This is a genomic window from Pseudophaeobacter sp. 1A09344, from assembly GCF_041008745.1.
Taxonomy (GTDB): domain Bacteria; phylum Pseudomonadota; class Alphaproteobacteria; order Rhodobacterales; family Rhodobacteraceae; genus Phycobacter; species Phycobacter gallaeciensis_A.
Window position 1 is genome coordinate 49,053 of sequence record NZ_JAXGFS010000005.1, and the last position, 23,960, is coordinate 73,012.

Sequence of the window (23,960 nt, forward strand, 5' to 3'; positions counted from 1 at the left end):
CAGGCTGCGCCCAATATCGCTAATTCCCCGACAGCGCCCCTATAGCTCAGCTGGTAGAGCAACTGATTTGTAATCAGTAGGTCCGCGGTTCGAGTCCGTGTGGGGGCACCACTCCTTCATCTAAGATATTGTTTTACGTTAGCTTTTAGCCTGACCAAGGCGAGGCGTAGAACAAATTGGAGACCATTTCGCACAGCTATGTCTTCGTGAAGGAAGGTATCTACTACTTACCCCCCATATGCCGGTGGGCCTCCGACAGCACTACTCTTCGGGAAAATTCTCCTAGTCCCTGCGGACCAGGTCCCGCGTCATCGCTCTCTCGCGGGCAAACAGGGCTGCCTGCAAACTCCACGAATTCTGGTATCGCCTCCGCACTCAGGATGCGGAACTCCCAGGCAACCACTTTCTTCGGCATAGTCTGACCCCGCAAGCTCCTCTCTCGTCGGCAGACGCCTCTGTCACGTATGATGTTCTGACGCTGTCGGAGGCGATGTTGACGTATCTGCGTCTCAAAGGTCAGCCGTGAACGGATCGTTCTCCCTGTCGGTTCGGTAGCATGGGCATCGCAGAGGGGCTATGGGCGGACCTATCACGCGCTGTGCTCTCCCCTGTCCCGCACAGCATTCAGAGCAAAAACATCTCAGCGCCGGACCGCGATCAAATGGACACCCCATGCCGATCGGGCCGGTCTGAGCGCCGAGACACGCGGCAGCAGTCAATGAAGCATTCACAGCTTCGTTAGTTCAGCTTTACCCTTTGTTAGACGCGTCTGCGCAATATGGGATCAATCGCATTTGCCTCAAATAAGGAAATCTAAAAGTTGGCCGAAAATCAGATGCCGCATTCGCCTCAGGACAACACCTCTCAGGCTGCGCACGGCGCAGAGAAACTTGTAGAGCTCGCAAAATCCATGCCTCTGACCGATGGGGGCCGCAGGACGTCGCAGATGCTGTCCCAGGCCCTTGCGCTTGATCCCCGGAACCACGAGGCGCAGATTTTCCAGGAACGGCTGCACCAGATGTTCGTGCCGCGCTGGCATTTCCCGATGCTGGCGGATACGGCCCGCAACAGCGCCTATGCCAAGGCGATCGCAGCGAAGGTAAAACCGGGCGATGTGGTGCTGGACATCGGCTGCGGCGCCGGTCTGACGGCGATGCTGGCCGCGCGCGCCGGGGCGAAACACGTCTACACCTGCGAACAACAGCCGCTGATCGCCGAGGCTGCAACTCGCGTCATCGCTGACAATGGTCTCTCTGACCGCATCACCGTGATCCCGAAATGGTCGCATGAGATCGTCATTGGTGAGGACATGCCAGAAGCGGCAGATGTGGTGATTTCGGAAATCGTCGACACGGTCCTTCTGGGCGAAGGAGCGCTGGCAACACTGACCCATGCCATGGGCGCTCTGGCCAAGCCCGAGGCGCGCGCCATCCCCGAACGCGGTACCCTGGTGGCGCAAGCCGTGGAAAGCGATCAGCTCTTGGACCTGTGGCGCCCGCAACGGGCGGAAGGCTTTGATCTCAATGCCTTTCACCACTTTGCCCGCGTTGCGCAGATCACCCCGAACGATTTCGCGGCCTGCAACCTGCGCCCGCTGGGGCCGACGACGGAGCTGTTCCAATTCGATTTCACCCGGCCCAGCCTCAAACCGGCCCGCACCACGGCGGATCTGACCTGCACGGAGGCAGGCACCCTGCAGGCCGTGCTTGTCAGCTTCGAGATGGAGCTGGCTCCGGGAATTCAGGTGGACAACGGACTGGCCTCTGATGGCCATTGGGGCCGAACGGCCTATCTGCTGGATCAGCCCGCCAAGGCCTGGCCGGGGCTGCAGTTTGCCGTGACCGCCCAGCACGATTCCGCACAGCTGAGCCTGTCGGTCCATGAGGACGAGCTGCGCACAAAAGTAGCCGATCAGGCTGCCGTCTGGATGCACCCGGCCTGGAACCTGCGCCCCGCACCGCAGGCGGATGCCGCTCTTGCCGCCGATGCCGCCCCGATCTGGGGGCAGACCCCTCCCACAGGTATCGAGCATCAGGGCCCGTCTTTCCACTAGGCCCGCTTCTCACGAAGAATGCCCCCATGCAGCGCCGCGGCCCCCGCCCCGGCGCTGCATTCACTTGGACCGCATGTGTTACGGAGCCAATGCCAGAGGCGCCATCCCCTCCACACGACTGCCTCCCCGGCACAGGCCAGGAATAATTTCCCACGACCTGCGCGGGTTGCAGGTAGCCTGTCCCGATTTCACCGGTTTGCGTTGTGTGGGCGCCCGTGCTGCCCTACACCTGTGGCAAGTCACGATTTCAGGGAGAGAGACATATGACCGATGCCCCCAGCTACGGCTTTGATACATTGCAAATTCATGCCGGTGCACGACCCGATCCGGCCACTGGCGCCCGCCAGACCCCGATTTACCAGACCACCTCTTACGTCTTTCGCGACGCGGACCATGCGGCCGCTTTGTTCAACCTGCAGGAAGTCGGCTATATCTATTCGCGCCTGACCAACCCCACGGTTGCGGTGCTGCAAGAACGTCTGGCCACGCTTGAAGGCGGCGTCGGCGCGGTCTGCTGCTCTTCCGGCCACGCGGCGCAAATCCTGGCCCTGTTCCCGCTGATGGCGCCGGGCTGCAACGTGGTTGCCTCAACCCGGCTTTATGGCGGAACCGTCACCCAGTTCAGCCAGACCATCAAACGCTTTGGCTGGTCGGCGACCTTCGTCGACACTGACGATCTGGACGCCGTGCGTGATGCCATTGATGAGAACACCCGCGCGGTGTTCTGCGAATCCATCGCCAACCCAGGCGGCTATGTCACCGACATCCGCGCCCTGGCCGATGTGGCCGATGCTGCGGGGGTGCCGCTGATCGTCGACAACACCACCGCCACGCCATACCTGTGCAACCCGATTGCCCAGGGTGCCGCGCTGGTGGTGCATTCCACCACCAAGTACCTCACCGGCAATGGCACCGTCACCGGCGGCGCAGTGATCGATTCCGGCAATTTCGACTGGTCCGCCTCGGACAAATTCCCGTCCCTGTCGGCGCCGGAACCGGCCTATCACGGGTTGAAGTTCCACGAGACCTTCGGCTCGCTGGCCTTCACCTTCCACGGCATCGCCATCGGGCTGCGCGATCTGGGCATGACGATGAACCCGCAGGCGGCGCATTACACGCTGATGGGCATCGAAACCCTGTCCCTGCGCATGCAGCGCCATTGTGACAATGCCATCAAGGTTGCCAGCTGGCTGGAGCAGGATGATCGCGTTGATTACGTGACCTATGCCGGCCTGCCCTCTTCGCCCTATTACGAACGGGCGCTGGCCTGCTACCCCAAGGGCACCAGCGGCTTGTTCACCTTCGCAGTGAAAGGCGGCTATGAAGCCTGCATCAAACTGGTCGATGCGCTGGATATCTTCAGCCATGTGGCCAATCTCGGCGACACCCGTTCGCTGATCATCCACTCGGCGTCGACCACCCACCGCCAGCTGACACCCGAGCAGCAGGAAGCGGCCGGTGCAGGCCCCAACGTGGTGCGCATTTCCATCGGCATCGAAGATCCCGATGATCTGATCGCTGATCTGGATCAGGCCCTGACCAAAGCCTGCGGTTGATCCCGCGCCGCAGTTTGCAAACACAACAAAGGCCGGGCAAATCGCCCGGCCTTTTCATGTCTGGCACGTACTTTGTCCGCTACCAGAGTCATTCCAAACCCGGCACCCGCAGGTCAAAGACCACCGATACGCTATGTTCAAAACCAAGGCTTCCGGCCTCGACCGGCATCGACGATGAGCGGGCCATTTCCATCATCTTCATCGGGCGCGGACCGCCACTGCCGCCATGTTCTGTGATCGAGCGTACCGGCCCCAGCTCCATCTCAGCCGCCTCGGCCAGTTGCCGCGCCTTGCGGATGGCATCGCGCACCGCACCGCCCCGGATCTGGTCAATGACCGCCGCGGAATCTGCAACGCCAAAGCTCAAGCCTCTGAAATTATTGGCTCCGGCGGCCAGTACCCGGTCCAGAATCGGTCCAAGATTGTCCAGCTCCCGCACCCGGACCGCCAGCGTATTGCTGGCAACAAACCCGGTGATCTCACGCTGTTCCCGGCCATCGGATGTGCGCCGGGCACTCCAGACCGGATCAATCGAAATCGATTGGGTCTGCATGTCCTCTGCGGAAATGCCCGCCTCGCGCAGCCCCGCGATCACCGCCGTCATGTCCTCCGACACCTGACGCATGGCTATAGCCGCCTCTTCCGCCTCGGCGGTGACGCCCAAAGTGATGGTGGCCCGGTCCGGCGCAACCTCGGTGCGTGCCTCTCCGGTGACCACGATCTGGCGCGGGCCCGCTGCCTCCGCCAGCACCGCCCCGGTGGAGCAGGTCCAGATCATCAATGATGCAAGTATCGCCTTCGTCTTCATCTCAGCGTCTCCTGTGTTGTGCCCCAAGATGGGAGCGTTTCCTTGCCACAGACAAGGGCTCTTCCCGTCTTTTCCTTTTCCTCGGCGAACTCCTGCTTTAAGGTCTGCCCGCAAGGCCAGACGGGCACTTAGCGGTCCGGGCACATGGAATTTGGATGGTTTGACCGCACTATGAAACCGGGGTTTGCTCTCTCTCTGTCTTCGGAAGGCATTGCCTTTCTGCGCCGCGCCGCCGGGGGCTGGCGCAATATTGGCAAGGTGCCGCTGAGCCACCCGGATCTGCCTCGGGCGTTGGCCGATTTGCGCACAGCCGGGGAGGCGCTGGCGGAGGGCGGCTCCACCTGTTGCAAGGTGGTGATTCCGAACGATCAGATCCGTTATCTGACCGTTGAAACCGGTACTGCCGACGCTCCCACCCGGCGTGAGATGGCGAAAAAGGCGCTGGAAGGCGCCACGCCCTACGCTGTGGCGGATCTGTCCTTTGATATCTCCGAAGACGGGCCGCTGACCCATGTGGCAGCCGTCGCCCGCGAAACCCTGGAAGAGGCCGAAGGCTTCGCGCTGGAACACGGGTTCATCCCGGCCAGTTTCGTGGCCGTCCCCGGCGATATGGATTTTCTCGGGGAGCCGTTCTTTGGCGCCTCCACCGCGATCGGAGACGCCCCGATTGAGCCGGATGGCATCGCGGTTGTCGACATCGGGCCGGTCATTCCACGTGCGCCCAAAGCCGCCGAAAAGAGCGCGCCGCAGGCCAAGAAGATTGGCGAGCCTGCCGGAAAAGAAACCGAGGCCCCCGCCGAGGCGACCCCAGTTCTCGCCGACGAAGCAGCGCCTGCAGCAGGCGCGCCGGATGAATCTCAGGAACCGGCCCCGGAGACCGCTGAGGAAAATCCAGCCGCAAAACCGGATGTCCCTGAACAAAGCGCCGACAAAGACGCTGTTTCCGTTGCTGATACGCAGGCGGAAACGCCCGATGATGGCAAGACCGAGGCCCAGCCTCTACGCCCCGAGGACAAGACTGCCGGGGATAAGTCCCCGCGGATCGAAATCTCTGCGAAGGATGGCGCCGAGGGCGCAGCAGAGGAAGAACCCGGCGAAGATCAGGGACCGGCCATGGGTTTCAGCACCCGGCGCCGGAAGGCCGGAAGCGGTGCTGCGGCCCCTGCCCTCGCTGGCGCCACCCGCGCAGCACCGACGCCGGTGGCCGATCACAAGATCACCGCTCAGAAAGGGGGTCAGGGACCGCAGAAAACCGGTACCCCCGAGGGGCCTGCCGCTCCGGTCTCTAAGAAACAGCCCGACTCTGCCAGCGCGGCGCCTGCAACCCCGATCACGCCACCGCCAGGCCAGCCGCAAAGCGGCAAAGGCGAGAGCGCAGTTCCGGGTTTGCTGGCCCGCCTGTTGGGACAGAAAGCCGGATCCGGAAAACCGGCACCAAGCCGCACCCCGGCAAAACCGCGCAACATGGGACTGGTCCTGACGGTCCTCTTGGTGGTTTTCATGGTGACCGTCGCCGCGCTCGCCTATGTTTCCCCGGGCGGATTGTTTGGCCGGTTCTCGGATCAGCCCGCTGCCGAGGATACCCCCCTGCGGGGCAGCACGCCGGAACCGGCAGCGGAACCAGAGGCACCGCAGCCAAGCGATGCAACTCCGGCAGAAACCACAGTGCCAGAGATGCCGGACGAAGCACCTTCTGTGCCGCTGGCCTCCGCGGAGCCTGCTGAAACCACACCGGCAGATCTATTGACGGCAGACACCGAAGACCGGCCCATTGCGCCGCAGGTCAGCGCCCTGCCGGACCAGCCGGACCCGGGTGTGACCTTCCTTCCCGACACCGAGGACACCCCCGGTACCGCAGATGCGCAGGATCAAGCCGATATCGAGACCGCACGGCTTGACCCCGAAGCCATCGCCGATGGTGTGCTGGATGACACCGCGACCGATACAGAGCCTGAAGCTATCAGCGCCGAAGACCACGCCTTGGAGCAGGCCGCGCAATATGCCGCCACCGGCATCTGGCAGGCGGTGCCCGAAATCGCGCAGGTCCCGGCGGTGGTAGATCTGGACGGTATCTATGTGGCCTCGATCGACGATACCGAACTGTCGCAGGACGCCGTTGCCCTGCCCCCGCAACCGGATGCGAGCACCGATGACGCCCCGGATGTCGTCAGCTCTCCCGCTGCCGCAGGCAGCGCCATCGCGCTGGACCGGCGCGGGCTCGTCGAAGCCACGCCCGAAGGCACCGTGAACCCCGACGGCGTGATGGTTTTCCTGGGCCGCCCGCCAGTCGTACCACCGCCTACACCTGAACGTATCGACCCCGCCGTGGCCGAGGCGGCAGCCGCCGCAGAGGCCGAAGCGGCCCGGCTTGAAGCCCTGTCACAACTGCGCCCGCGTGCCCGGCCCGCCGACCTCACCGAACAGGTGGAACGGGCGCAACTGGGCGGGCGCAGCCGCGCCGAACTGGCCAGCCTGCGCCCGCGCATCCGCCCGGCCTCGCTGAAGACCGAAGAACAGGAAAGCCAGCCTGCCACCGCACTGGCTGTTGCCACCTCTGTCACCCCGCGGGCGCGGCCGACGAATTTCTCCAATATCGTTGACCGGGCGCAGCGCAGCACCTCGGCAGTGGCCACCGCCGCAGCCGTGCCTGCCACCGTTACCCCGCGCCTGCCCAGCTCGGCCTCGGTGTCGCGGCAGGCCACCATCACCAATGCGATCAACCTGCGCCGCCTGAACCTGATCGGCGTCTATGGCACCTCTGCCGACCGTCGCGCACTGGTGCGCCTGCCGAGTGGCCGCTATCGCAAGGTCCAAGTCGGCGACCGTTTGGATGGTGGCCGTGTCGTCGCCATCGGCGATGCCCGGCTGCAATACCAGAAAAGCGGCCGCAACCACACGCTGGAAATGCCCGAGTAATACTGGCCTGCAGCCGGTTCTTTCCGCCGTTCCTCCCTGCCCCCCCACAAACTCCTCACGAAGGCATGCAAGAGCCAGTGTTGCGCTGACCACCTGGCATCATGTCCTCTACCGCACATTCACATGCGCTCCCGACATGAAAAAACCGGCTCCCAAACAGGAGCCGGTCCAATCACTCTTTACACAATCAGACCAGACCGCGAGACCACCAAAGGCAGCCCCGGATCCGCGCCAGATTACTCGGCGGCCTGGATTTCGCCGTTGTTGATCTGCTCCTGCTCGATGGATTCGAACAGCGCCTTGAAGTTGCCCTCGCCAAAGCCATCGTCGCCCTTGCGCTGGATGAATTCGAAGAAGATCGGGCCGATCACGGTCTTGGAGAAGATCTGCAGCAGGATCTTGGTCTCACCGCCATCCACGACGCCTTCGCCATCGATCAGGATACCGTGTTTTTTCATGCGCTCGATCGGCTCTTCGTGGCCCACGACGCGGTCATGGCTGAGGTCATAGTAGGTTTCCGGCGGGGCCGGCATGAAGTTGATGCCACGCTCGGAAATCTCGTCGGTGGAGTCGTAGATATTCTCGGTGCCCACGGCGATGTGCTGGATGCCTTCGCCCTTGTACTTTTTCAGGTAGGCGACGATCTGGCCGGTCTCGCCACGATCCTCGTTGATCGGGATACGGATACGGCCGCAAGGCGAGGTCAGCGCGCGGCTCAGAAGACCGGTGAATTTGCCTTCGATGTCGAAAAAGCGGATTTCCTTGAAGTTGAACAACTCGCCGTAGAACTTGAACCACTTGTCCATGTTGCCCTTGTAGACATTGTGGGTCAGGTGATCGAGATAATAGAACCCCACGCCGCGCGGCTTGGATTGTTTCAGCCACTCGAATTCCTCGTTGTAGGGCGAGGTCTCATAGTACTGGTCGATGAAGTAGATCAGCGAGCCGCCGATGCCCTTGATCGCGGGCACATCCATGGTCTTGTCATCGCCTTCATAAGGCTCGGCGCCCTTGGCAACAGCGTGATCAAATGCCTTTTGCGCATCCACAACGCGCCAGCCCATCGAAGGGGCGCAGGGGCCGTGCTCTTCGACGAACTTCTCGGCAAAGCTGCCCTTTTCGGCGTTCAGGATATAGGTGATATCGCCCTGCTGCCACAGTTCGATCCCCGGCTTGGTCTTGTGGCGCCCCACCAGCTCGTAGCCCATCTTGGTGAAAAGGTCGCGCAGCTCCTGCGGCTCCGGACTGGCGAATTCGACGAATTCAAAACCATCGGTGCCTGCGGGGTTCTCTTCGCTGATGACGGATTTCGGGGCATTATGCGGGAACGGACCCATGGGTGCTCCTCCTGATTGCGCGTTTCAATTCTGCCATAAAGATAGCGCGTTCGATACGCAGTGTTTGCGCATTCATTGGCCTCCTGCTAGGATTTCATGCGCACTTTCCGCATACTTTCCAGTCTTTCCGGAAATACCACGCATATGCTCGATTCTACCGACACCCGCCTTCTGGCCGCGTTGCAGAAGAACGCCCACCTCACGGCGCAGGAGCTGGGGGAGCTTTTGAACCTGTCACCCAGTCAGGCCGGACGGCGGCGGCAAAGGCTGGAGGCCGAAGGGTATATCCAGGGTTACGCGGCGCGGCTGGATGCGGCGAAACTGGGGCTGGCGGTGCAAGGATTTGTACAGGTGCATCTTGGCAGCCACGGCCCGGAACAATCGGCCAGCTTTGCCCGGCTGGTCAGCACCCGGGCCGAAATCACTTCAGCCTGGACCATGACCGGCGAGGCCGACTACCTGCTGAGGGTCTATTGCCGCGACCTTGAGGCGCTGAACACGCTGATCCACGATGTTCTGCTGACACACCCAGCCGTTGCACGGGTGCAAAGCCAGATCGTAATGGCTCAGTTAAAACGCGATGCGCCCCTGCCGACTTAACGATACGGGAAGATTCTCACGCTAAAGATGCATTGCGCATGCCTAAAGCTGGGAACACCTAATGTCATTTGTCGACCGCCGTATTGAAACCCGCCCGTCCAGCGGAGAAGCCCCGTTCAAATTGAACGAAGTGTTTTTCTCTCGCACCGATAAGCGCGGAGTTATTGAGGCCGGAAACTATATTTTCCGGCGGGTTGCCGATTACGATTGGCCTGAACTGATCGGCGCACCGCACAAGGTGATCCGCCACCCGGATATGCCACGTGGCGTGTTCAAGCTGTTCTGGGACACCATCAAGGCCGACAAAACCATCGGCGCCTATGTCAAGAACCTGGCCAAGGACGGCCTGTACTATTGGGTCTTCGCCGTCGTGGTGCCCCACAAGGATGGCTATCTCTCCGCCCGGATCAAGCCGACCAGCCCGGTCTTTGAGGAGGTGCAAACCATCTACGAGACGATGCGCCTGGCGGAAGAGCAGGAAGGCCTCTCCCCCGACGAAAGCGCCGAAATCATGATGGAATGGGTGCGCAGCAAAGGGTTTGAAGACTACGATCAATTCGCAGCCCATGCTCTGTGCGAGGAATTCAAGGCCCGCGATGCGGCCCTCGGGAACCCGGTGGACGAAACGCTGCTGGCGCTTGCCCGAATGCTCGACAACGCCCAGGTCCTGGTTGATCAGACCGAAGGTCTGGTCAAGGATTTCGACGCTATGCACACGATCCCCCACAATCTGCGGGTCATCGCATCGCGTATCGAGCCCGCCGGCGGTCCAGTCACCGTCCTGTCCCAGAACTACGGTTCCATGTCGCGCGAGATGTCCGATTGGTTCGCCGCCCATGTGATGGGCGAAAACAGCACCTTTGCCACCATCAAATCCACCGTCAACACCAGCCTGATGGTGCAATGCATCACCCGCATGCTGCAGGAGTGCGACCAACAGCTGAGCATGGAACGCCGCGCCCTGGGCGAGATCGATATGGCGCATGAGCGCGCCGTTCTGAAGCAGATCGTGAATGACCAGCTGGACCGCAAACGCGTCGGCCAGGAAGACGTCAACCGCGAAGCAGACAGAATCATGCACGCCTGCCAGGTCATGCACCGCCAGTTCCTTGGCCTCAGCTCGACCCGGGTGCTGTGCAAGATCGAAAGCGCGCGCCTCCCGGAATCGGGCGAAACCCTTTCGGACATCATCGACCAGCTTGGCGTCTTCCAGCGCCGGATTTCCGAGCGGCTGGAGCGGATCGAGAAACTGTCCGGCGACATCCGCATCCACGAGAAATAACACCATGCCCGGGCCTGTCGCGGAACAGGCGCAATAGGCCCGGCCTACATCCCCAAGTCGCCCTAACCCGTTGCCAAGGCGGCTGTCGCTTGCCATACCTTCGGCATGGACGCGTTTCTCTACCAAGCCTCGATTTACCTCGCCGCCGCCGTCATCGCGGTCCCCATCGCAGCGCGCTTGGGGCTCGGTTCGGTGCTGGGATACCTTGCAGCCGGCATCCTAATCGGACCAGTCTTCGGCTTTGTCGGCTCTGAAACCCAGGACCTGCAGCATTTTGCCGAATTTGGCGTCGTGATGATGCTGTTCCTGATCGGCCTGGAGCTTGAGCCGCGGGCACTCTGGGCCATGCGGCACAAGCTATTGGGTCTTGGCGGTTTGCAAGTCCTGTTCAGTACCCTGGCCCTGATGGGCGCTGCCATGGCCGCCGGGGAGCCTTGGCAGGTGAGCCTTGCAATCGGCCTCGCGCTATCGCTTTCCTCGACCGCGATCGTGCTGCAGACCCTGTCAGAAAAGGGCCTGATGCAGACCGGCGGCGGGCGGGCCAGCTTCTCGGTGCTGCTGACGCAGGATATCGCCGTCATTCCGATCCTTGCTTTCCTACCGCTGCTGGCGACCACCGGTGGCCCGCAAATCGGCTCCGACGGGTCGATCCAGCGCGCCGCCGAGGCCGGTCACAACGGTGGGCATGGCTCGCTGTCTCTGGTCGAAGGCATGCCCGGCTGGGCCGTGACCCTGATCACCATTGCCGCTGTTGCCTTTATCATCCTGGCCGGGATCTATCTGACCCGACCGCTGTTCCGCTTTATTCATGCCTCCAACCTGCGGGAAATGTATACCGCGCTGGCGCTGCTGATCGTTGTCGGGATCTCCTTCCTGATGACGCTGGTCGGCCTGTCCCCGGCGCTTGGTGCCTTTCTGGCCGGTGTGGTTCTGGCCAACTCCGAGTTCCGGCACGAGCTGGAAAGCGACCTCAACCCTTTCAAAGGACTGCTTCTGGGGTTGTTCTTCATCACCGTCGGCGCCGGGATCAACTACCGCCTGTTCCTCGCCAGCCCCGGCGATCTGATCGGCCTCGCGCTGCTGGTGATCGTCGCCAAGGGGCTGGTGCTCTATTTCGTCGGCCGCGCCTTCGGCCTGCGCCGCCGGGCACATTGGCTGTTCACGCTGGGGCTGGCGCAGGCAGGTGAATTCGGCTTCGTGCTGCTTGCCTTTTCCCGGCAGCTCAACGTTATCCCGCCCGCCCTGTCGGAAAAACTGTTACTGATCATCGCCCTGTCGATGCTGATCACGCCGCTGCTGTTCATTGCCTATGACCTGTTGTCCAAACGGTTGGGCGAGGCGCGGGTGGAGCATGCCCCGGATGAAATCGACGAGGAAGGCCCCGTGATCATTGCCGGCATCGGCCGATTTGGCCAAATCGTCAACCGGCTTGTCCGCGCCAGCGGCTTCAAGACGGTGCTGCTCGACAACGACATGGAAGCCGTTCAACTGATGCGCCGTTTCGGCGTCAAAAGCTTTCTTGGCGATCCGACCCGGCCCGAGCTGCTGAAGGCCGCCGGCATTGCAAAGGCCAAGATCCTTGTGGTCGCGCTGGATGATCCGGAGAACACCGTGAAACTGGTGGACTATGTGCGGCGCAACTACCCCGGTATCCACATCATCGCCCGGGCCTATGACCGGCATCACGTTTTCGATCTGTATCAGGCTGGTGCCAATGACATCGTGCGGGAAATGTTCGATAGCTCCCTGCGTGCCGGGCGTTACGTGCTGGAGCGGATTGGCCTCAGCGAATATGAGGCCGCGCAGGCCGAACAGACCTTCTATGCCCATGATCGCCTGACCATCCGCGAGCTGGCAAAGCACTGGGTCCCCGGCACTCCGGCCAGTGAAAACAAGGCCTATATCGCCCGTGCGCGCGAGCTGGAAAAAGATCTGGAGACGGCCCTCTTGGAACTGGCCGAGCAGAAGGACCAAAAGTCCTCCTGATCCCGGCCAGATGGGTTTTCAGAAGCGCGCTCAGCCGTCGGTAACGCCCGCCTCGGCAAAGGTCGCCATGCCGCTGTGGCAGGCGATGGCGCCTTTCAGGATCTGAATCGCCAGAGCCGCACCAGAGCCTTCGCCAAGGCGCAGTCCCAAGGTCAGCAGCGGCTCCTTGCCCAGCTTTTCAAGCAACATCACATGTGCGGCCTCTGCGCCCTTGTGGCCGGCCACCGCGTGATCGAGCGCGCCCTCATGCGTTTTCAGCAGGCAGGCTGCTGCGGAACAGCAGATATAGCCATCCAGGATCACCGGAATGCGCAGCATCCGGGCCGCCGCGATGGCACCGGCCATGGCGGCAATCTCACGCCCGCCAAGACATGCCAGCGCATCGAGACCATCCTTGATCTGGGGGCCGTGCAGGGCGACGCCCTCGGCCACCACCCGGCTCTTGTTGGCCAGCCCGGCATCATCGACGCCGGTGCCGCGCCCGGTCCAGTCGGCTGCAGCGCCGCCGAACAACGCGCAGGACAGGGCCGCCGCAGCGGTGGTGTTGCCGATGCCCATTTCGCCCACCACCAGCAGATCCGCCGTGGGGTCCACCGCCTCCCAACCCGCCTGCAAGGCGCTGAGCAGCTCAGCCTCGCTCATCGCGGGGGCCTTGGTGAAATCCTGCGTTGGCCGGTCAAGGTCCAGCGCATGCACATCCATGCGCGCTCCGGCGAATTCGGCGAGCTGATTGATCGCCGCCCCGCCATGTTCGAAATTCAGAACCATCTGGGCGGTCACCTCGGCCGGAAAGGCCGACACACCCTGCGCCGTCACGCCGTGATTACCGGCAAAGACGATCACCTGCGGCGCGGTAATGGCTGGTCGGTCGCTGCCGCGCCAGCCCGCATACCAGATCGCAAGATCCTCCAGCCGACCCAGTGCCCCGGGTGGTTTGGTCAGCTGCCCATTGCGCGCTTCGGCGCCCTGCGTTGCGGAGGCATCTGCTGCCGGTGCCGCACCAAGCTGGGCACGAAAGTCATCAAGAGAAGATATCTGGGGCAGCATGGATCAGCCTCGTTGCATAGGGTTACGGTACGCGGGTAAAGCGATTGGGCACCTGTTTAACCGCTCGCCCCCCCGCTGCAAGTCCCGCAAGAGGCCCGCAAATGCGAAAAACCGACATCCGCGCAGCCGACATTCCCCTGGCGCTGGTTTTGCTGACCCGCCTGCCCCTGCCGCACCTGTCGGCAGAGACGTTCAAACGGCAATCGGCAGCGGTCTGGGCCTTTCCGCTGGCGGGCGTCACTGTCGCCTTGCCCGCCGCGATTGCGGCCAGCCTGGCCCTCACGCTTGGCCTGCCGCCGTTGGTTGCCGCCGGGCTGGCGCTGGCAGTGCAGATCCTGCTCACCGGCGCCATGCACGAGGATGGCCTAGCCGACACCGCCGATGGGCTGTGGGGCGGGTTCGAGCCTGCGCGTCGGCTGGAGATCATGAAGGACAGCCAGATCGGCACCTATGGGGTGCTGGCGCTTATCCTCGGGCTGGGGCTGCGCTGGGTGGCGCTGGCCGCCCTTTTGGAGACCGCAGGCCCCTGGCCGCTGCTGGCGCTGGCCATGCTCAGCCGGGCTGCCATGCCGGTTCTGATGTACGCCCAGCCCCATGCGCGCGCCGATGGCCTGTCCCGCAGCGTCGGACGCCCCCGCGCCCTGCCCGTTGTGCTGGGCGGGGTTCTGGCACTGGGTCTGGCGCTGCCATTCATCGCCTTGTCGCAGCTCTTGGCCGTGGCCGTGATCATGGCGCTGGTCACGGCAGGTCTTGGCGCGCTGTCGCGGGCCAAGATCGGCGGTCAGACCGGCGATATTCTGGGCGCGACCCAGCAACTGTGCGAGCTTACGGGCCTGCTGGTCTTGCTGGCGCTCTGAGGGGTCACTCGACGCCGGTGGTCAGGATCTTCAGCTGTTCGCCGCAATGCTTGCAGTGGACCGCGTCGATATCGTGCCGCGTCAGGCCACAGGTAGGACAGGTATAACGCACCTTCTGCGGCTGAAAGATCGCCTGCGCCAGCCGCACGAACAGCGCCACCCCCACCACCATGACAAAGACCGAAAACATCTTGCCCGCCGGAGAGGCCATGGTGATATCGCCAAACCCGGTGGTGGTCAGCGTCGCAACGGTGAAATAGAGCGCATCCACATAGGGCGACTGGGTCTGGGTCTCATCGATAAAGAAGATCAGCACCGCCATGGCGGTGGCAAAGATGAACACGAAGAGGTTGACCCCGGCCAGAAGCGCATCCTCGTTACGGCGGAAGAATTCGCTGTCGCGGCGCAGGTCGCGGAGCAGATGGTAGGAATGGATAAGCCGCAGCGCCCGCAGGATCCGCAAAAAAGCCAGGCTGCCGGAGAACAACGGATCCAGCAGCAGGGTCACGATCACCGTCACATCGGCCAGCGTATAGATCTGCCACAGGAAGGCCTTGCGGTTACGGGCGATCCACAGCCGCGCCGCCAGATCCAGCCCGATGATAACGCCGAGCAGCTGGCTGATCGCGATCAGCATCGGGCCATGATCGACATGCGCCGTGGCAATGAAGAACAGGATCGACAGCGCATCAAAGATAATGATGCCATAGCGGAACCGCACCGCACCGGGCGAGGCGCCCTCGTAAAGGGTGTTGATGCGTTTCTTCAGGTTCTGCATGCCCGCTGTGCCCCTGCTCTACCCCAATCCCGGCTCAACAGAACATCCGGAAAAACAAAGGGCCGCGCAACCCGGCGCGGCCCTTTGTTTTTGCATGTGTCTTTCGGTGTCCGGCTGTTTCCGGCAGCCTCAGGCCGCAGCAGCGCGTGAGGTCAGAACCTCATCCACCTGTTTGGCGGCCGAGATTTCGTCACCATCGGCAACCGCAGCCACTTCGCGGGTCAGACGCTCCAGCGCCGCCTCGTACAGCTGACGCTCGGAATAGCTTTGTTCACGCTGATCGTCGGTGCGGTGCAGGTCGCGGACCACTTCGGCGATGGCGATCAGATCGCCGGAGTTGATCTTCTGTTCGTATTCCTGCGCGCGGCGGGACCACATGGCCCGCTTGACCTTGGCCTTGCCCTTGAGGGTCTTCATGGCCTGGTTGATCACATCGGGAGAGCTGAGCGAGCGCATGCCCACTTCGACCGCCTTGTTGGTCGGCACCCGCAGGGTCATCTTGTCCTTTTCAAAGGTGATTACGAAAAGCTCCAGCGCAAAGCCGGCCACTTCCTGCTCCTCGATCGAGATGATCTGGCCGACACCATGCGCCGGGTAAACCACATACTCATTGGGGCGGAATTCGAGCTTCTTCGATTTTGTCATACAGGTCTTTCCTCGCAATAAGCCGGATGCATGTTCCGGCACGACAACGACAAAGAGTGGTCACCGGCTCACTTACAGTGATCCGCGCGCCACGCGATAGTCGCAGAAAATCTGCCCGTAATGCATGAATGGGCATTCAAACAGTCGGACAACATCTCGTGTTCTGTTCATCTCAGAGACAGATCATACCACAAAATCGGGGTATTCGGAAGGCACCCTTACAACGCCGGGCAAACACCTGCGTGTTATAGGCGATTCGGACCTAATCTATGCGTTTCACACGCCGCCACACCCAAATGAGGCAAAAACCCGCGAATCGCGTGAAAACCAGAGGATCAACTGGCAGAGCTCAGCTGCTCAGCCGCCCTCGCCAGGAGCTTCGGAGAAGTATTTCTCCATCTTGCCCTCTTCGCCGTCGCGGTCTTCTGCGCCGGGCATCGGGTCTTTCTTGGAGACGATCACCGGCCACATCTCGGAATACTTGCGGTTGAACTCAACCCATTTGTCCATGTCCGGCTCGGTATCCGGGCGGATCGCGTCGGCGGGGCATTCTGGTTCACAGACACCGCAGTCAATGCATTCATCCGGGTGGATGACTAGCGTGTTCTCGCCTTCGTAGAAACAGTCTACAGGGCAGACCTCAACACAATCGGTGTATTTGCAGGCGATGCAGTTTTCCGTAACGACATAGGTCATAGTGCCAGGTCCCGTTTTCTGTTTGGCGTCTAGCTAATCCAGAGCGGCGCCATCTTCAAGATGTCAATGGATGTCGCCCCTGCGGGTAAGATCAAGCGCCCTGCGAGATTTCTTATCAGGGCGGCCCTTTCCCTCAAAGCGCGGATTGGCCGGAACGCTTTCCTGTTTTTCGGTCATGTCGAAATACAGGGTTTGTGCTTCAGGCGCCGGTCCGCGCCGTTCGCCGATTGCTTCGACACGGACAACCCGAATCTGCCGCCCCTGCGGAAAGGTCAGAACGTCACCCGGGGTGACGTTCTGAGCCGGTTTCGAGATCTTGTCGGCATTCAGGCGGACGTGACCGGCGCTGACCTGTTTCGCGGCCAGGCTACGGGTTTTGAAAAACCGCGCATGCCATAGCCATTTATCGATACGGATCTTTGCCGCGCCCTCCTGCATGGCCGGATCAGTCGCCCTGTTTCAGCCCCATCAGCGCCGCGGCGAAGGGGTTGTCGGGATCGATCTTCTTTTCCTTCTTCGGCGGGCGGGCCGAATAGGTCTTACCGCCCTGCTGCTGAGGACGTCCGCCTTTCTTGCCACCGGGTTTGCCGCCACCAGCGCCGCCTTTGGCACCGCGGGGTTTGCCCTTGCCGCCACCGGCATTGCCACGGGCGTCCTGGCCTTGCTGGCCACGGCGCTGACCGCGGTTGCCGCCCTGACGGGCACGACCGCCCCAGGTGAAAGTATAGAAGACCTCGACTTCAGGCGCCTCAACAGAGGCATCTGCCGCTTCGCCCACCGGGGTTTCATTCTCGGCGACCTCAGGCACGGGTTCTTCCGCTGCAGCATCCGAACCGGTTTCCGCAATCGGCGCCACGCCTTCGTCTGCGATGGCGGCAGCTTCAGGCACCACATCTGCGGCAGGCGCAGCGCCCTCACCCGCAGGCGTAGCGGCCGGGGTGTTTTCCGCGTCCGCCGCGGCATCCATGACAGGCTGACCTGCCGCGGGCGTGCCGGTTTCAGCGACAACTGCATCCGCCGGTTTGACCTTTTCGCGTTCGCCCTTTTCGGCGCGATAGCCAAGGCCCTGCATCAGGTCCGCGAATTGCTCCAGCGTCATACCGGTAATCGACAGCATGTCGGGCTTGGCTTCGAAACCGCCGCGGCTGTCTTCGGCGCGCAGCATGTCGGCCAGCCGTTCCAGCATATCGATGCGGATCATCCGCTCACCCGCTTCGCGGTAGCCGGACATTGTGTCATAGCCCTGCGGTGCGTCTTTCAGCGCGGGCACGGTCACCAGACCCGGAGGCGGTGCCTCGGGGAAGTCCTGCAGCCCGTTTGCCAGCGACCACAGCACCAGACGCAGACGAGTCGGCGCCGGTTTCAGCAGCAGCGGCATGAAGATGGTGAACTGGCCGAACCGCACACCGTGCTTGCGCAGCGCGCCACGGGCGTCCTGGTCCAGATCCTTGACCTCCTGCGCGACGGTGTGGCGGGGCAGCAGGCCCAGCGCCTCGACCATGCGGAAGGCAAAACCACGGGCCAGCCCGTTCAGTTCCTCGTCCTTTTGCAGGTTCAGCAGCGGTTCAAACAGCGACTGGACCTTGCGGGAGATGAAATGCTGCAGGCGGCGTTCGACCTTTTGCGCAACCTCGGTCCCGGCTGCATCGTCGACAAAGACCTGCACGCCAGGGGTCAGCGGATCTGCACCGGCGACCAATTTGCCGATGGCGCTATCGCCCCACATGAGGCCACCCTGTTCGGTAAAATCAATTTCGGTATCGGGCGCATTGTAGAACCGGTCTGCCCGCAGATGAAAATGCGGAGCGAGCGCCTGCAAAGACGCGGATTTCAACGCCTTCGCTTCAGCACCTTCTGCGCCCTTGTCAGGCGAGAACCGGAACCCTTCGAGCCGTCCGACGAATTCGCCTTCGACGGTCACTTCACCCTTGTCATTCACTTCGGCCAAAAGGGCCTCCTTCTGCTTGAGCCGGCGCAAGAGCACGGATGTGCGCCGGTCCACAAATTTTTCAGTCAGACGTTCGTGCAATGCGTCCGACAACCTGTCTTCTACAGCGCGAGTCTCATTCCGCCAATGGATTTCGTCACGCAGCCAGCCTTTCCTTTGTGCCACATAGGTCCATGTGCGGATAAATGCCAACCGTTTGGACAAGGCATCGATATTTCCGTCCGTCCGGTCGATCCGCTTGATCTGTCGGGCCAGCCAATCGTCGGGCACGACGCCGCCGCCATGCAGGTGATTGAAGATCCCCCGCAACAGCGACGCATGTTCGGCATGGCTTATACCACGGAAATCGGGAATCCGGCAGACATCCCACAACAGCCGCACCGAAGGCGCATTGGTAGTCCGGGCCAGAATATCGGGATCCTGCGACAATGCTTTCAGCGCGCCAAGGTCATCGGCCTCGCGCGCCTTCATCAGGAATTCATCCTGCGGCGCTGCCTCAAGCGAGCGGATCAACGCCTCGACAGTACCGAATTGCAGCGCGGAGGAGCGCCAGTTCAGCTTTTTCAGCGGCGTGAAACGGTGCTCCATGATCGCCTGCGCCGTGCCTTCGTCCAGAGGGCGGGCATCGCCGGTCACCCCGAAGGAACCGTGGCTCATGCCGCGCCCGGCGCGGCCTGCGATCTGGGCCAGCTCGTTTGCTGCCAGCGGCCGCATGCGGCGGCCATCGAATTTGGAGGTCGAGGCAAAGGCGACATGATCGATATCAAGGTTCAACCCCATGCCGATGGCATCGGTGGCCACCAGATAGTCGACCTCTCCATTCTGATAGAGCGCCACCTGCGCGTTACGGGTGCGCGGGGACAGCGCCCCCATCACCACCGCAGCGCCCCCCTTCTGGCGGCGGATCAGCTCGGCGATGGCATAAACGTTATCGACCGAGAAGCCGACAATAGCGGTGCGCGGCGGCATCCGGCTGATTTTCTTCGATCCGGCATAGACAAGATCGGACATCCGTTCCCGGCGCACGAATTCCACACCCGGCACCAGCGCTTGAATCGGCCCGCGCATGGTGTCGGCGCCCAGAAACAGCGTCTCATGGGTGCCCCGCGCCCGCAGCAGCCGGTCGGTAAAGACATGGCCTCGTTCCGGATCGGCGCAAAGCTGGATTTCGTCGATGGCGAGGAAGTCACAGCCCATCCCCTCTGGCATCGCCTCAACGGTGCAAATCCAGTATTGCGCGCGTGGCGGCACGATCCGCTCTTCTCCGGTCAGCAGCGCCACCACAGAAGGGCCGCGCGCCGCGACGATCTTGTCATAGACCTCGCGCGCAAGCAGCCGCAGCGGGAATCCCATGATCCCCGTCCGATACCCCAGCATCCTGTCGATTGCGTAATGGGTTTTGCCGGTGTTGGTCGGCCCCAAGACCGCCGTCACCCGTGATGCGTTTGCCATAGCACCGCCCCTGCCCCGGTCGGGGCCTAGAGTTCCTTGCCCTCGACCAAGGGCGCCAATCGGTCGAGCGCCTTGGTTACTTCCTGATGCGTCGGATGTATAGCCTTGGCGCGCAAATAGGCGGCATAGGCATTCTGGGGATCGCGGAACTGTTCAAAGATGGTGCCCAGCGCGTAGATCGCGTCGTAATTATTGGGGTTCAGCGCCAGCGCATGCTCCAGATCCGCCACCGAGGGACCATAAAGGCCGATGACGAAATAGGCGCGCGCCCGCTCGTACCAGCCACGCGCGAATCCCGGCGCGTGATCGGTCAGCGCGGTCAGATGCTCGATTGCCTCTTGCGTGTCGCCCCGCTCCAGCGCCCGGACGCCGCGCGTCAGCAGCAGATCCATCGCAGGCGAGCCGCTTTTGCGCCACAGCGCCTGCAGCTCACGATCGATGGCAGCGGCATCGGTGGGATCGGCCACCGACAGCTCTGCCAATAGCGCCGCCTCATCCGGGGCACCGGTTCCGACCTGTGCCAGAACCGCCGAAGGCAGGGAAAACGTGACTGTCAGCGCCGTTGCCGCCACGATAGCTTTGAGGTTCGGAACATTTGCAACCATGATGACCCTCAGTGTAACCCCGTGCATCGCATTTTCCAGTGCCGTAGACGAAAGCTTCACATAAAAGTGCGATGCCCCTGCAAATGAGCGAGGAAGACCCGATGAGCGACACCCTGACACAAGCCGCCGCCGCCCTGAACGAAAAACTCGACGCGGCCGGTTTTGACGGCAGCGCCAAGTTCGAAATCGCCGACATGGGCGCGATCGTGCTGGACAGCGACGGCGCCCGGATCAGCGACGAAGAAACCGATGTCACCATGTCCGCCGATGCCGAAACCTTTGAGGCGATCCTGTCGGGTGAACTCAACCCCACCAGCGCCTTCATGACCGGCAAGCTGAGCGTTGACGGCGACATGGGCACGGCGATGAAACTGGCCTCGGCCCTCGCCTGACCACACTAGCCTGAATGATGGAGACACGCCCGATGGATCTGACCCCTGCCCCGTATTTTCGCGATATCGCCGATGGTCCGGAAGGGGGAGAAGCCCATTGGGTGACCACCAAAGATGGCCTGCGCATCCGCGTGGGCCATTGGCTGCCCGACGGTCTGCCGCGCGAGGCGATCAAGGGCACGGTGCTGATCTTTCCCGGACGCACCGAATATATCGAAAAATACGGCCCTGCAGCCATCGACCTGGGTCGGCGCGGCTTTGCGACGCTGGCCGTGGACTGGCGCGGACAGGGGCTGGCCGACCGGATGCTGGACGACCGGCGTCTTGGCCATGTTCAGCATTTCCCCGACTTTCAGCAGGACGTCGCAGCAGTGGTGCAACTGGCGCAGCAGCTTGACCTGCCGAAGCCCTGGTTCCTGCTGGCTCACTCCATGGGCGGCGCCATCGGGCTGCGCGCCCTGATCGAAGGGTTGCCGGTCAAGGCCTGCGCCTTCACCGGGCCAATGTGGGGGATCCAGATCCCCGCCGCCATGCGCCCCGTCGCACGCATCTTAGGCGCTTTGGCGCCACATCTGGGTTTCAGCGCAATGCGCGCGCCCACCACGACCAAGGGGCATTACGTGCAATCCGCCCCCTACGAAGGCAACACTCTGACCAATGACGCGGATATGTACCGGTTCATGCAGGAACAGCTGGAGGCCCAGCCGGATCTGACACTGGGCGGACCAACCGTACATTGGCTGAGCGAAGGACTGCAGGAATGCGCCGCCCTGGCCCAGCGCCCCTCTCCGGCGCTACCCTGCATCACCTTCCTCGGCAGCGACGAGCAGATCGTAAATACTGACGCCATCAAGGACCGCATGCAGCGCTGGCCCGGCGGCGAGCTGGATCTGGTTCAGGGCGCCCAGCACGAGGTGGTGATGGAAGGTCCAGCCATCCGCCAGCACACCTTTGACCGCATGTGCGCCCTCTTTGACCAATACCGGGGCTGAACGCCCCCGGCTGATGGGCGGCGCCGCTGATCGCTTGTGATCCCCCGCGCCGCTGCTTAGATGTCAATCGAATGGCACGGCGCGGCTGTGCCTCATCTTTTCACATGACGCTTCAAGGAGGCCCCATGTTTCAACTGCCTTTCCCCGTTCGTGACGCCAATGCCGGTGGAGGCTCTGACGCCTTCGGCAATCTGCCCGAATGGGATCTGACCGATCTTTACACCGCTGATGACGCCCCCGAACTGGCACGCGATCTGGATTGGCTGGAGCAGGAATGCAGCGCCTTTGCCGCCGATTACGAAGGCAAGCTGGCCGATCTTGATGCGGCGGGTCTGCTGGACTGCGTTCTGCGCAACGAGAAAATCAACGCCATCGCCGGGCGCCTGATGTCCTATGCGGGCCTGCGTTATTACCAGCTGACCACCGATGCAGACCGCGCCAAATTCCTGTCGGATTGCCAGGAAAAGGTCACCGTCTTCACCACGCCGCTGGTCTTCTTCACGCTCGAGATCAACCGTATCGAAGATGACAAGCTGAAGGCGCTGTTCGCCGCCAATGCGGATCTTGCCCGTTATGAACCCGTCTTCCGCCGCATCCGCGCGATGAAGCCGTACCAGCTGTCGGATGAGTTGGAAAAATTCCTGCACGATCTGGGCGTGGTCGGCGACGCCTGGGAGAAGTTGTTTGATGAGACCATCGCCGGTCTGACCTTCACCGTAGACGGTGAAGAAATGAACATCGAAGGCACGCTGAACTTCCTGACCGACCAAGACCGCAGCAAACGCGAAGCCGCGGCACGAGAACTGGCGCGGGTCTTTGCCGAAAACATCAAGATCTTTGCCCGCGTCCACAACACGCAAGCCAAGGAAAAGGAAATCGTCGACCGCTGGCGCGGTATGCCCTCGGCGCAGATGGGCCGCCATCTGGCCAATGATGTCGAACCCGAAGTTGTCGAGGCCCTGCGCGAAGCCGTCGTGGCCGCCTACCCCAAGCTGTCGCACCGCTATTACGAGCTGAAGCGCAAATGGCTGGGTCTTGACCGTATGGAGATCTGGGACCGCAACGCGCCGCTGCCGATGGAAGTCTCCCGCACCGTCGGCTGGGACGAGGCCCGCGACATCGTGATGGAGGCCTATGGCGCCTTTGATCCGCGCATGGCCGAAATCGCCGATCCCTTCTTCAACAAGGGCTGGATTGACGCGGGCGTGAAACCCGGCAAGGCGCCGGGCGCCTTTGCCCACCCCACTGTCACCGATGTGCACCCCTATGTCATGCTGAACTACCTCGGCAAACCGCGCGATGTGATGACCCTCGCGCATGAGCTGGGCCATGGTGTGCATCAGGTGCTGGCCGCCGGTCAGGGCGAAATGCTCTCCTCCACCCCGCTGACCCTGGCGGAAACCGCGTCCGTGTTCGGCGAGATGCTGACCTTCCGCAAGATGCTGGAAAAGGCCAAGGACCAGAACGAGCGCCGCGTGCTGCTGGCGGGCAAGGTCGAGGACATGATCAACACGGTCGTGCGCCAGATCGCCTTTTATGATTTTGAGTGCAAACTGCACGAGGCGCGCCGCGGCGGAGAACTGACGCCCGATGACATTAACGCGCTCTGGATGTCGGTGCAGGCCGAATCCCTGGGCGAAGCCTTTGATTTCATGGAAGGGTACGAGACCTTCTGGGCCTATATCCCGCATTTCGTGCACTCGCCCTTCTACGTCTACGCCTATGCATTCGGCGACGGGCTGGTGAACGCGCTCTACTCGGTCTACGAGGAAAACCCCGAAGGCTTCCAGGAGAAGTATTTCGACATGCTGAAGGCGGGTGGTTCCAAGCACCACAAGGAGCTTCTGGCACCCTTCGGCCTTGATGCCTCGGATCCCAAGTTCTGGGACAAAGGCCTGTCGATGATTTCCGGCATGATCGACGAACTGGAGGCGATGGAGGATTGATCCATCGCGTCAGGCGGGTGCCCAGCGCCCGCCTGATCGTCCGCTGTGCGGACTGAGCTGCAAT

General features: G+C 62.2%; 19 protein-coding genes and 1 tRNA gene. 11 read left to right on the forward strand and 9 right to left on the reverse strand.

Translation table 11 applies throughout. The features are described from left to right. Positions 1-35: 35 nt before the first annotated feature. The 3 genes from SM765_RS10240 (at position 36) to SM765_RS10250 (ending at position 3,609) form a co-directional block, all read left to right on the forward strand. Positions 36-111, forward strand: a tRNA-Thr gene (locus tag SM765_RS10240). 709 nt (positions 112-820) lie between these two features. After that, positions 821-2,053 (forward strand): class I SAM-dependent methyltransferase, encoded by a 1,233-nt coding sequence (locus SM765_RS10245; protein WP_425537307.1) that lies wholly within the window; start codon positions 821-823, stop codon positions 2,051-2,053. Between the two features lie 263 nt (positions 2,054-2,316). Next, positions 2,317-3,609, forward strand: a complete 1,293-nt coding sequence (locus tag SM765_RS10250; RefSeq protein ID WP_065272991.1) for an O-acetylhomoserine aminocarboxypropyltransferase/cysteine synthase family protein — start codon at positions 2,317-2,319, stop codon at positions 3,607-3,609. 88 nt (positions 3,610-3,697) lie between these two features. Here the strand turns inward: SM765_RS10250 and SM765_RS10255 are convergent, their stop codons facing one another. Continuing rightward, positions 3,698-4,417, reverse strand: coding sequence for an SIMPL domain-containing protein (locus SM765_RS10255; RefSeq protein ID WP_274837752.1), 720 nt, complete (start codon positions 4,415-4,417; stop codon positions 3,698-3,700). 144 nt (positions 4,418-4,561) lie between these two features. On the opposite strand from SM765_RS10255, the gene SM765_RS10260 reads away from it, so the two are divergent. Beyond that, a complete protein-coding gene (locus SM765_RS10260; protein ID WP_368981501.1) occupies positions 4,562-7,333 on the forward strand; it encodes a hypothetical protein in 2,772 nt (923 codons plus the stop codon). A 236-nt stretch (positions 7,334-7,569) separates the two neighbouring features. Here the strand turns inward: SM765_RS10260 and hppD are convergent, their stop codons facing one another. Then, positions 7,570-8,670, reverse strand: coding sequence for a 4-hydroxyphenylpyruvate dioxygenase (hppD, locus tag SM765_RS10265; RefSeq protein ID WP_274830076.1), 1,101 nt, complete (start codon positions 8,668-8,670; stop codon positions 7,570-7,572). A gap of 144 nt (positions 8,671-8,814) precedes the next feature. On the opposite strand from hppD, the gene SM765_RS10270 reads away from it, so the two are divergent. From SM765_RS10270 to SM765_RS10280, 3 genes are all read left to right on the forward strand, one after another. Beyond that, complete coding sequence (locus tag SM765_RS10270) at positions 8,815-9,270, forward strand: Lrp/AsnC family transcriptional regulator (protein ID WP_065272987.1); 456 nt, start codon at positions 8,815-8,817, stop codon at positions 9,268-9,270. A gap of 61 nt (positions 9,271-9,331) precedes the next feature. Continuing rightward, positions 9,332-10,552, forward strand: coding sequence for a PAS domain-containing protein (locus SM765_RS10275; protein ID WP_065272986.1), 1,221 nt, complete (start codon positions 9,332-9,334; stop codon positions 10,550-10,552). 105 nt (positions 10,553-10,657) lie between these two features. Then, the gene (locus tag SM765_RS10280) at positions 10,658-12,538 is read left to right on the forward strand and encodes a monovalent cation:proton antiporter-2 (CPA2) family protein (protein ID WP_274837754.1); all 1,881 of its coding nucleotides are present in this window, start codon (positions 10,658-10,660) and stop codon (positions 12,536-12,538) included. A gap of 30 nt (positions 12,539-12,568) precedes the next feature. Here SM765_RS10280 and cobT read toward each other — a convergent pair whose 3' ends face one another. Further along, positions 12,569-13,585, reverse strand: coding sequence for a nicotinate-nucleotide--dimethylbenzimidazole phosphoribosyltransferase (cobT, locus tag SM765_RS10285; RefSeq protein ID WP_274837755.1), 1,017 nt, complete (start codon positions 13,583-13,585; stop codon positions 12,569-12,571). A 101-nt stretch (positions 13,586-13,686) separates the two neighbouring features. On the opposite strand from cobT, the gene cobS reads away from it, so the two are divergent. Further along, on the forward strand, positions 13,687-14,442 hold the full coding sequence (cobS, locus tag SM765_RS10290; protein ID WP_274835005.1) for an adenosylcobinamide-GDP ribazoletransferase: 756 nt from the start codon (positions 13,687-13,689) through the stop codon (positions 14,440-14,442). Between the two features lie 4 nt (positions 14,443-14,446). On the opposite strand, the gene SM765_RS10295 is transcribed toward cobS, so the two are convergent. The 6 genes from SM765_RS10295 to SM765_RS10320 form a co-directional block, all read right to left on the reverse strand. After that, complete coding sequence (locus SM765_RS10295) at positions 14,447-15,220, reverse strand: ion channel (protein ID WP_274830080.1); 774 nt, start codon at positions 15,218-15,220, stop codon at positions 14,447-14,449. Positions 15,221-15,349: 129 nt separating this feature from the next. Next, positions 15,350-15,865: a CarD family transcriptional regulator gene (locus SM765_RS10300; protein ID WP_065272981.1), complete on the reverse strand. Its 516-nt coding sequence runs from the start codon at positions 15,863-15,865 to the stop codon at positions 15,350-15,352. A 357-nt stretch (positions 15,866-16,222) separates the two neighbouring features. Beyond that, positions 16,223-16,561, reverse strand: a complete 339-nt coding sequence (gene fdxA / locus SM765_RS10305; protein WP_065272980.1) for a ferredoxin FdxA — start codon at positions 16,559-16,561, stop codon at positions 16,223-16,225. A 63-nt stretch (positions 16,562-16,624) separates the two neighbouring features. Further along, the gene (locus tag SM765_RS10310; protein ID WP_065272979.1) at positions 16,625-16,999 is read right to left on the reverse strand and encodes an RNA-binding S4 domain-containing protein; all 375 of its coding nucleotides are present in this window, start codon (positions 16,997-16,999) and stop codon (positions 16,625-16,627) included. A gap of 7 nt (positions 17,000-17,006) precedes the next feature. After that, positions 17,007-19,961, reverse strand: a complete 2,955-nt coding sequence (locus SM765_RS10315; RefSeq protein ID WP_274837756.1) for a helicase-related protein — start codon at positions 19,959-19,961, stop codon at positions 17,007-17,009. A 26-nt stretch (positions 19,962-19,987) separates the two neighbouring features. Next, positions 19,988-20,566, reverse strand: coding sequence for a tetratricopeptide repeat protein (locus tag SM765_RS10320; protein ID WP_274830229.1), 579 nt, complete (start codon positions 20,564-20,566; stop codon positions 19,988-19,990). Between the two features lie 101 nt (positions 20,567-20,667). Between SM765_RS10320 and SM765_RS10325 the strand changes: the two genes are divergently transcribed. The 3 genes from SM765_RS10325 (at position 20,668) to SM765_RS10335 (ending at position 23,896) form a co-directional block, all read left to right on the forward strand. After that, complete coding sequence (locus SM765_RS10325; RefSeq protein ID WP_274837856.1) at positions 20,668-20,958, forward strand: SCP2 sterol-binding domain-containing protein; 291 nt, start codon at positions 20,668-20,670, stop codon at positions 20,956-20,958. Between the two features lie 17 nt (positions 20,959-20,975). Then, entirely contained in the window at positions 20,976-21,950 is a 975-nt protein-coding gene (locus SM765_RS10330; protein ID WP_065273774.1) for an alpha/beta fold hydrolase, read from the forward strand. 125 nt (positions 21,951-22,075) lie between these two features. Beyond that, positions 22,076-23,896 (forward strand): M3 family oligoendopeptidase, encoded by a 1,821-nt coding sequence (locus SM765_RS10335; protein ID WP_065272976.1) that lies wholly within the window; start codon positions 22,076-22,078, stop codon positions 23,894-23,896. The last annotated feature ends 64 nt before the right edge of the window (positions 23,897-23,960 follow it).

What these genes read in the sequence shown, in the direction of transcription:
- SM765_RS10250 (WP_065272991.1), top strand. Translation starts at nt 2,317, where the DNA reads ATGACCGATGCCCCCAGCTACGGCTTTGATACATTGCAAATTCATGCC.
- SM765_RS10255 (WP_274837752.1), bottom strand. Translation starts at nt 4,417, where the DNA reads ATGAAGACGAAGGCGATACTTGCATCATTGATGATCTGGACCTGCTCC.
- SM765_RS10260 (WP_368981501.1), top strand. Translation starts at nt 4,562, where the DNA reads ATGGAATTTGGATGGTTTGACCGCACTATGAAACCGGGGTTTGCTCTC.
- hppD (WP_274830076.1), bottom strand. Translation starts at nt 8,670, where the DNA reads ATGGGTCCGTTCCCGCATAATGCCCCGAAATCCGTCATCAGCGAAGAG.
- SM765_RS10270 (WP_065272987.1), top strand. Translation starts at nt 8,815, where the DNA reads ATGCTCGATTCTACCGACACCCGCCTTCTGGCCGCGTTGCAGAAGAAC.
- SM765_RS10275 (WP_065272986.1), top strand. Translation starts at nt 9,332, where the DNA reads ATGTCATTTGTCGACCGCCGTATTGAAACCCGCCCGTCCAGCGGAGAA.
- SM765_RS10280 (WP_274837754.1), top strand. Translation starts at nt 10,658, where the DNA reads ATGGACGCGTTTCTCTACCAAGCCTCGATTTACCTCGCCGCCGCCGTC.
- cobT (WP_274837755.1), bottom strand. Translation starts at nt 13,585, where the DNA reads ATGCTGCCCCAGATATCTTCTCTTGATGACTTTCGTGCCCAGCTTGGT.
- cobS (WP_274835005.1), top strand. Translation starts at nt 13,687, where the DNA reads ATGCGAAAAACCGACATCCGCGCAGCCGACATTCCCCTGGCGCTGGTT.
- SM765_RS10295 (WP_274830080.1), bottom strand. Translation starts at nt 15,220, where the DNA reads ATGCAGAACCTGAAGAAACGCATCAACACCCTTTACGAGGGCGCCTCG.
- SM765_RS10300 (WP_065272981.1), bottom strand. Translation starts at nt 15,865, where the DNA reads ATGACAAAATCGAAGAAGCTCGAATTCCGCCCCAATGAGTATGTGGTT.
- fdxA (WP_065272980.1), bottom strand. Translation starts at nt 16,561, where the DNA reads ATGACCTATGTCGTTACGGAAAACTGCATCGCCTGCAAATACACCGAT.
- SM765_RS10310 (WP_065272979.1), bottom strand. Translation starts at nt 16,999, where the DNA reads ATGCAGGAGGGCGCGGCAAAGATCCGTATCGATAAATGGCTATGGCAT.
- SM765_RS10315 (WP_274837756.1), bottom strand. Translation starts at nt 19,961, where the DNA reads ATGGCAAACGCATCACGGGTGACGGCGGTCTTGGGGCCGACCAACACC.
- SM765_RS10320 (WP_274830229.1), bottom strand. Translation starts at nt 20,566, where the DNA reads ATGGTTGCAAATGTTCCGAACCTCAAAGCTATCGTGGCGGCAACGGCG.
- SM765_RS10325 (WP_274837856.1), top strand. Translation starts at nt 20,668, where the DNA reads ATGAGCGACACCCTGACACAAGCCGCCGCCGCCCTGAACGAAAAACTC.
- SM765_RS10330 (WP_065273774.1), top strand. Translation starts at nt 20,976, where the DNA reads ATGGAGACACGCCCGATGGATCTGACCCCTGCCCCGTATTTTCGCGAT.
- SM765_RS10335 (WP_065272976.1), top strand. Translation starts at nt 22,076, where the DNA reads ATGTTTCAACTGCCTTTCCCCGTTCGTGACGCCAATGCCGGTGGAGGC.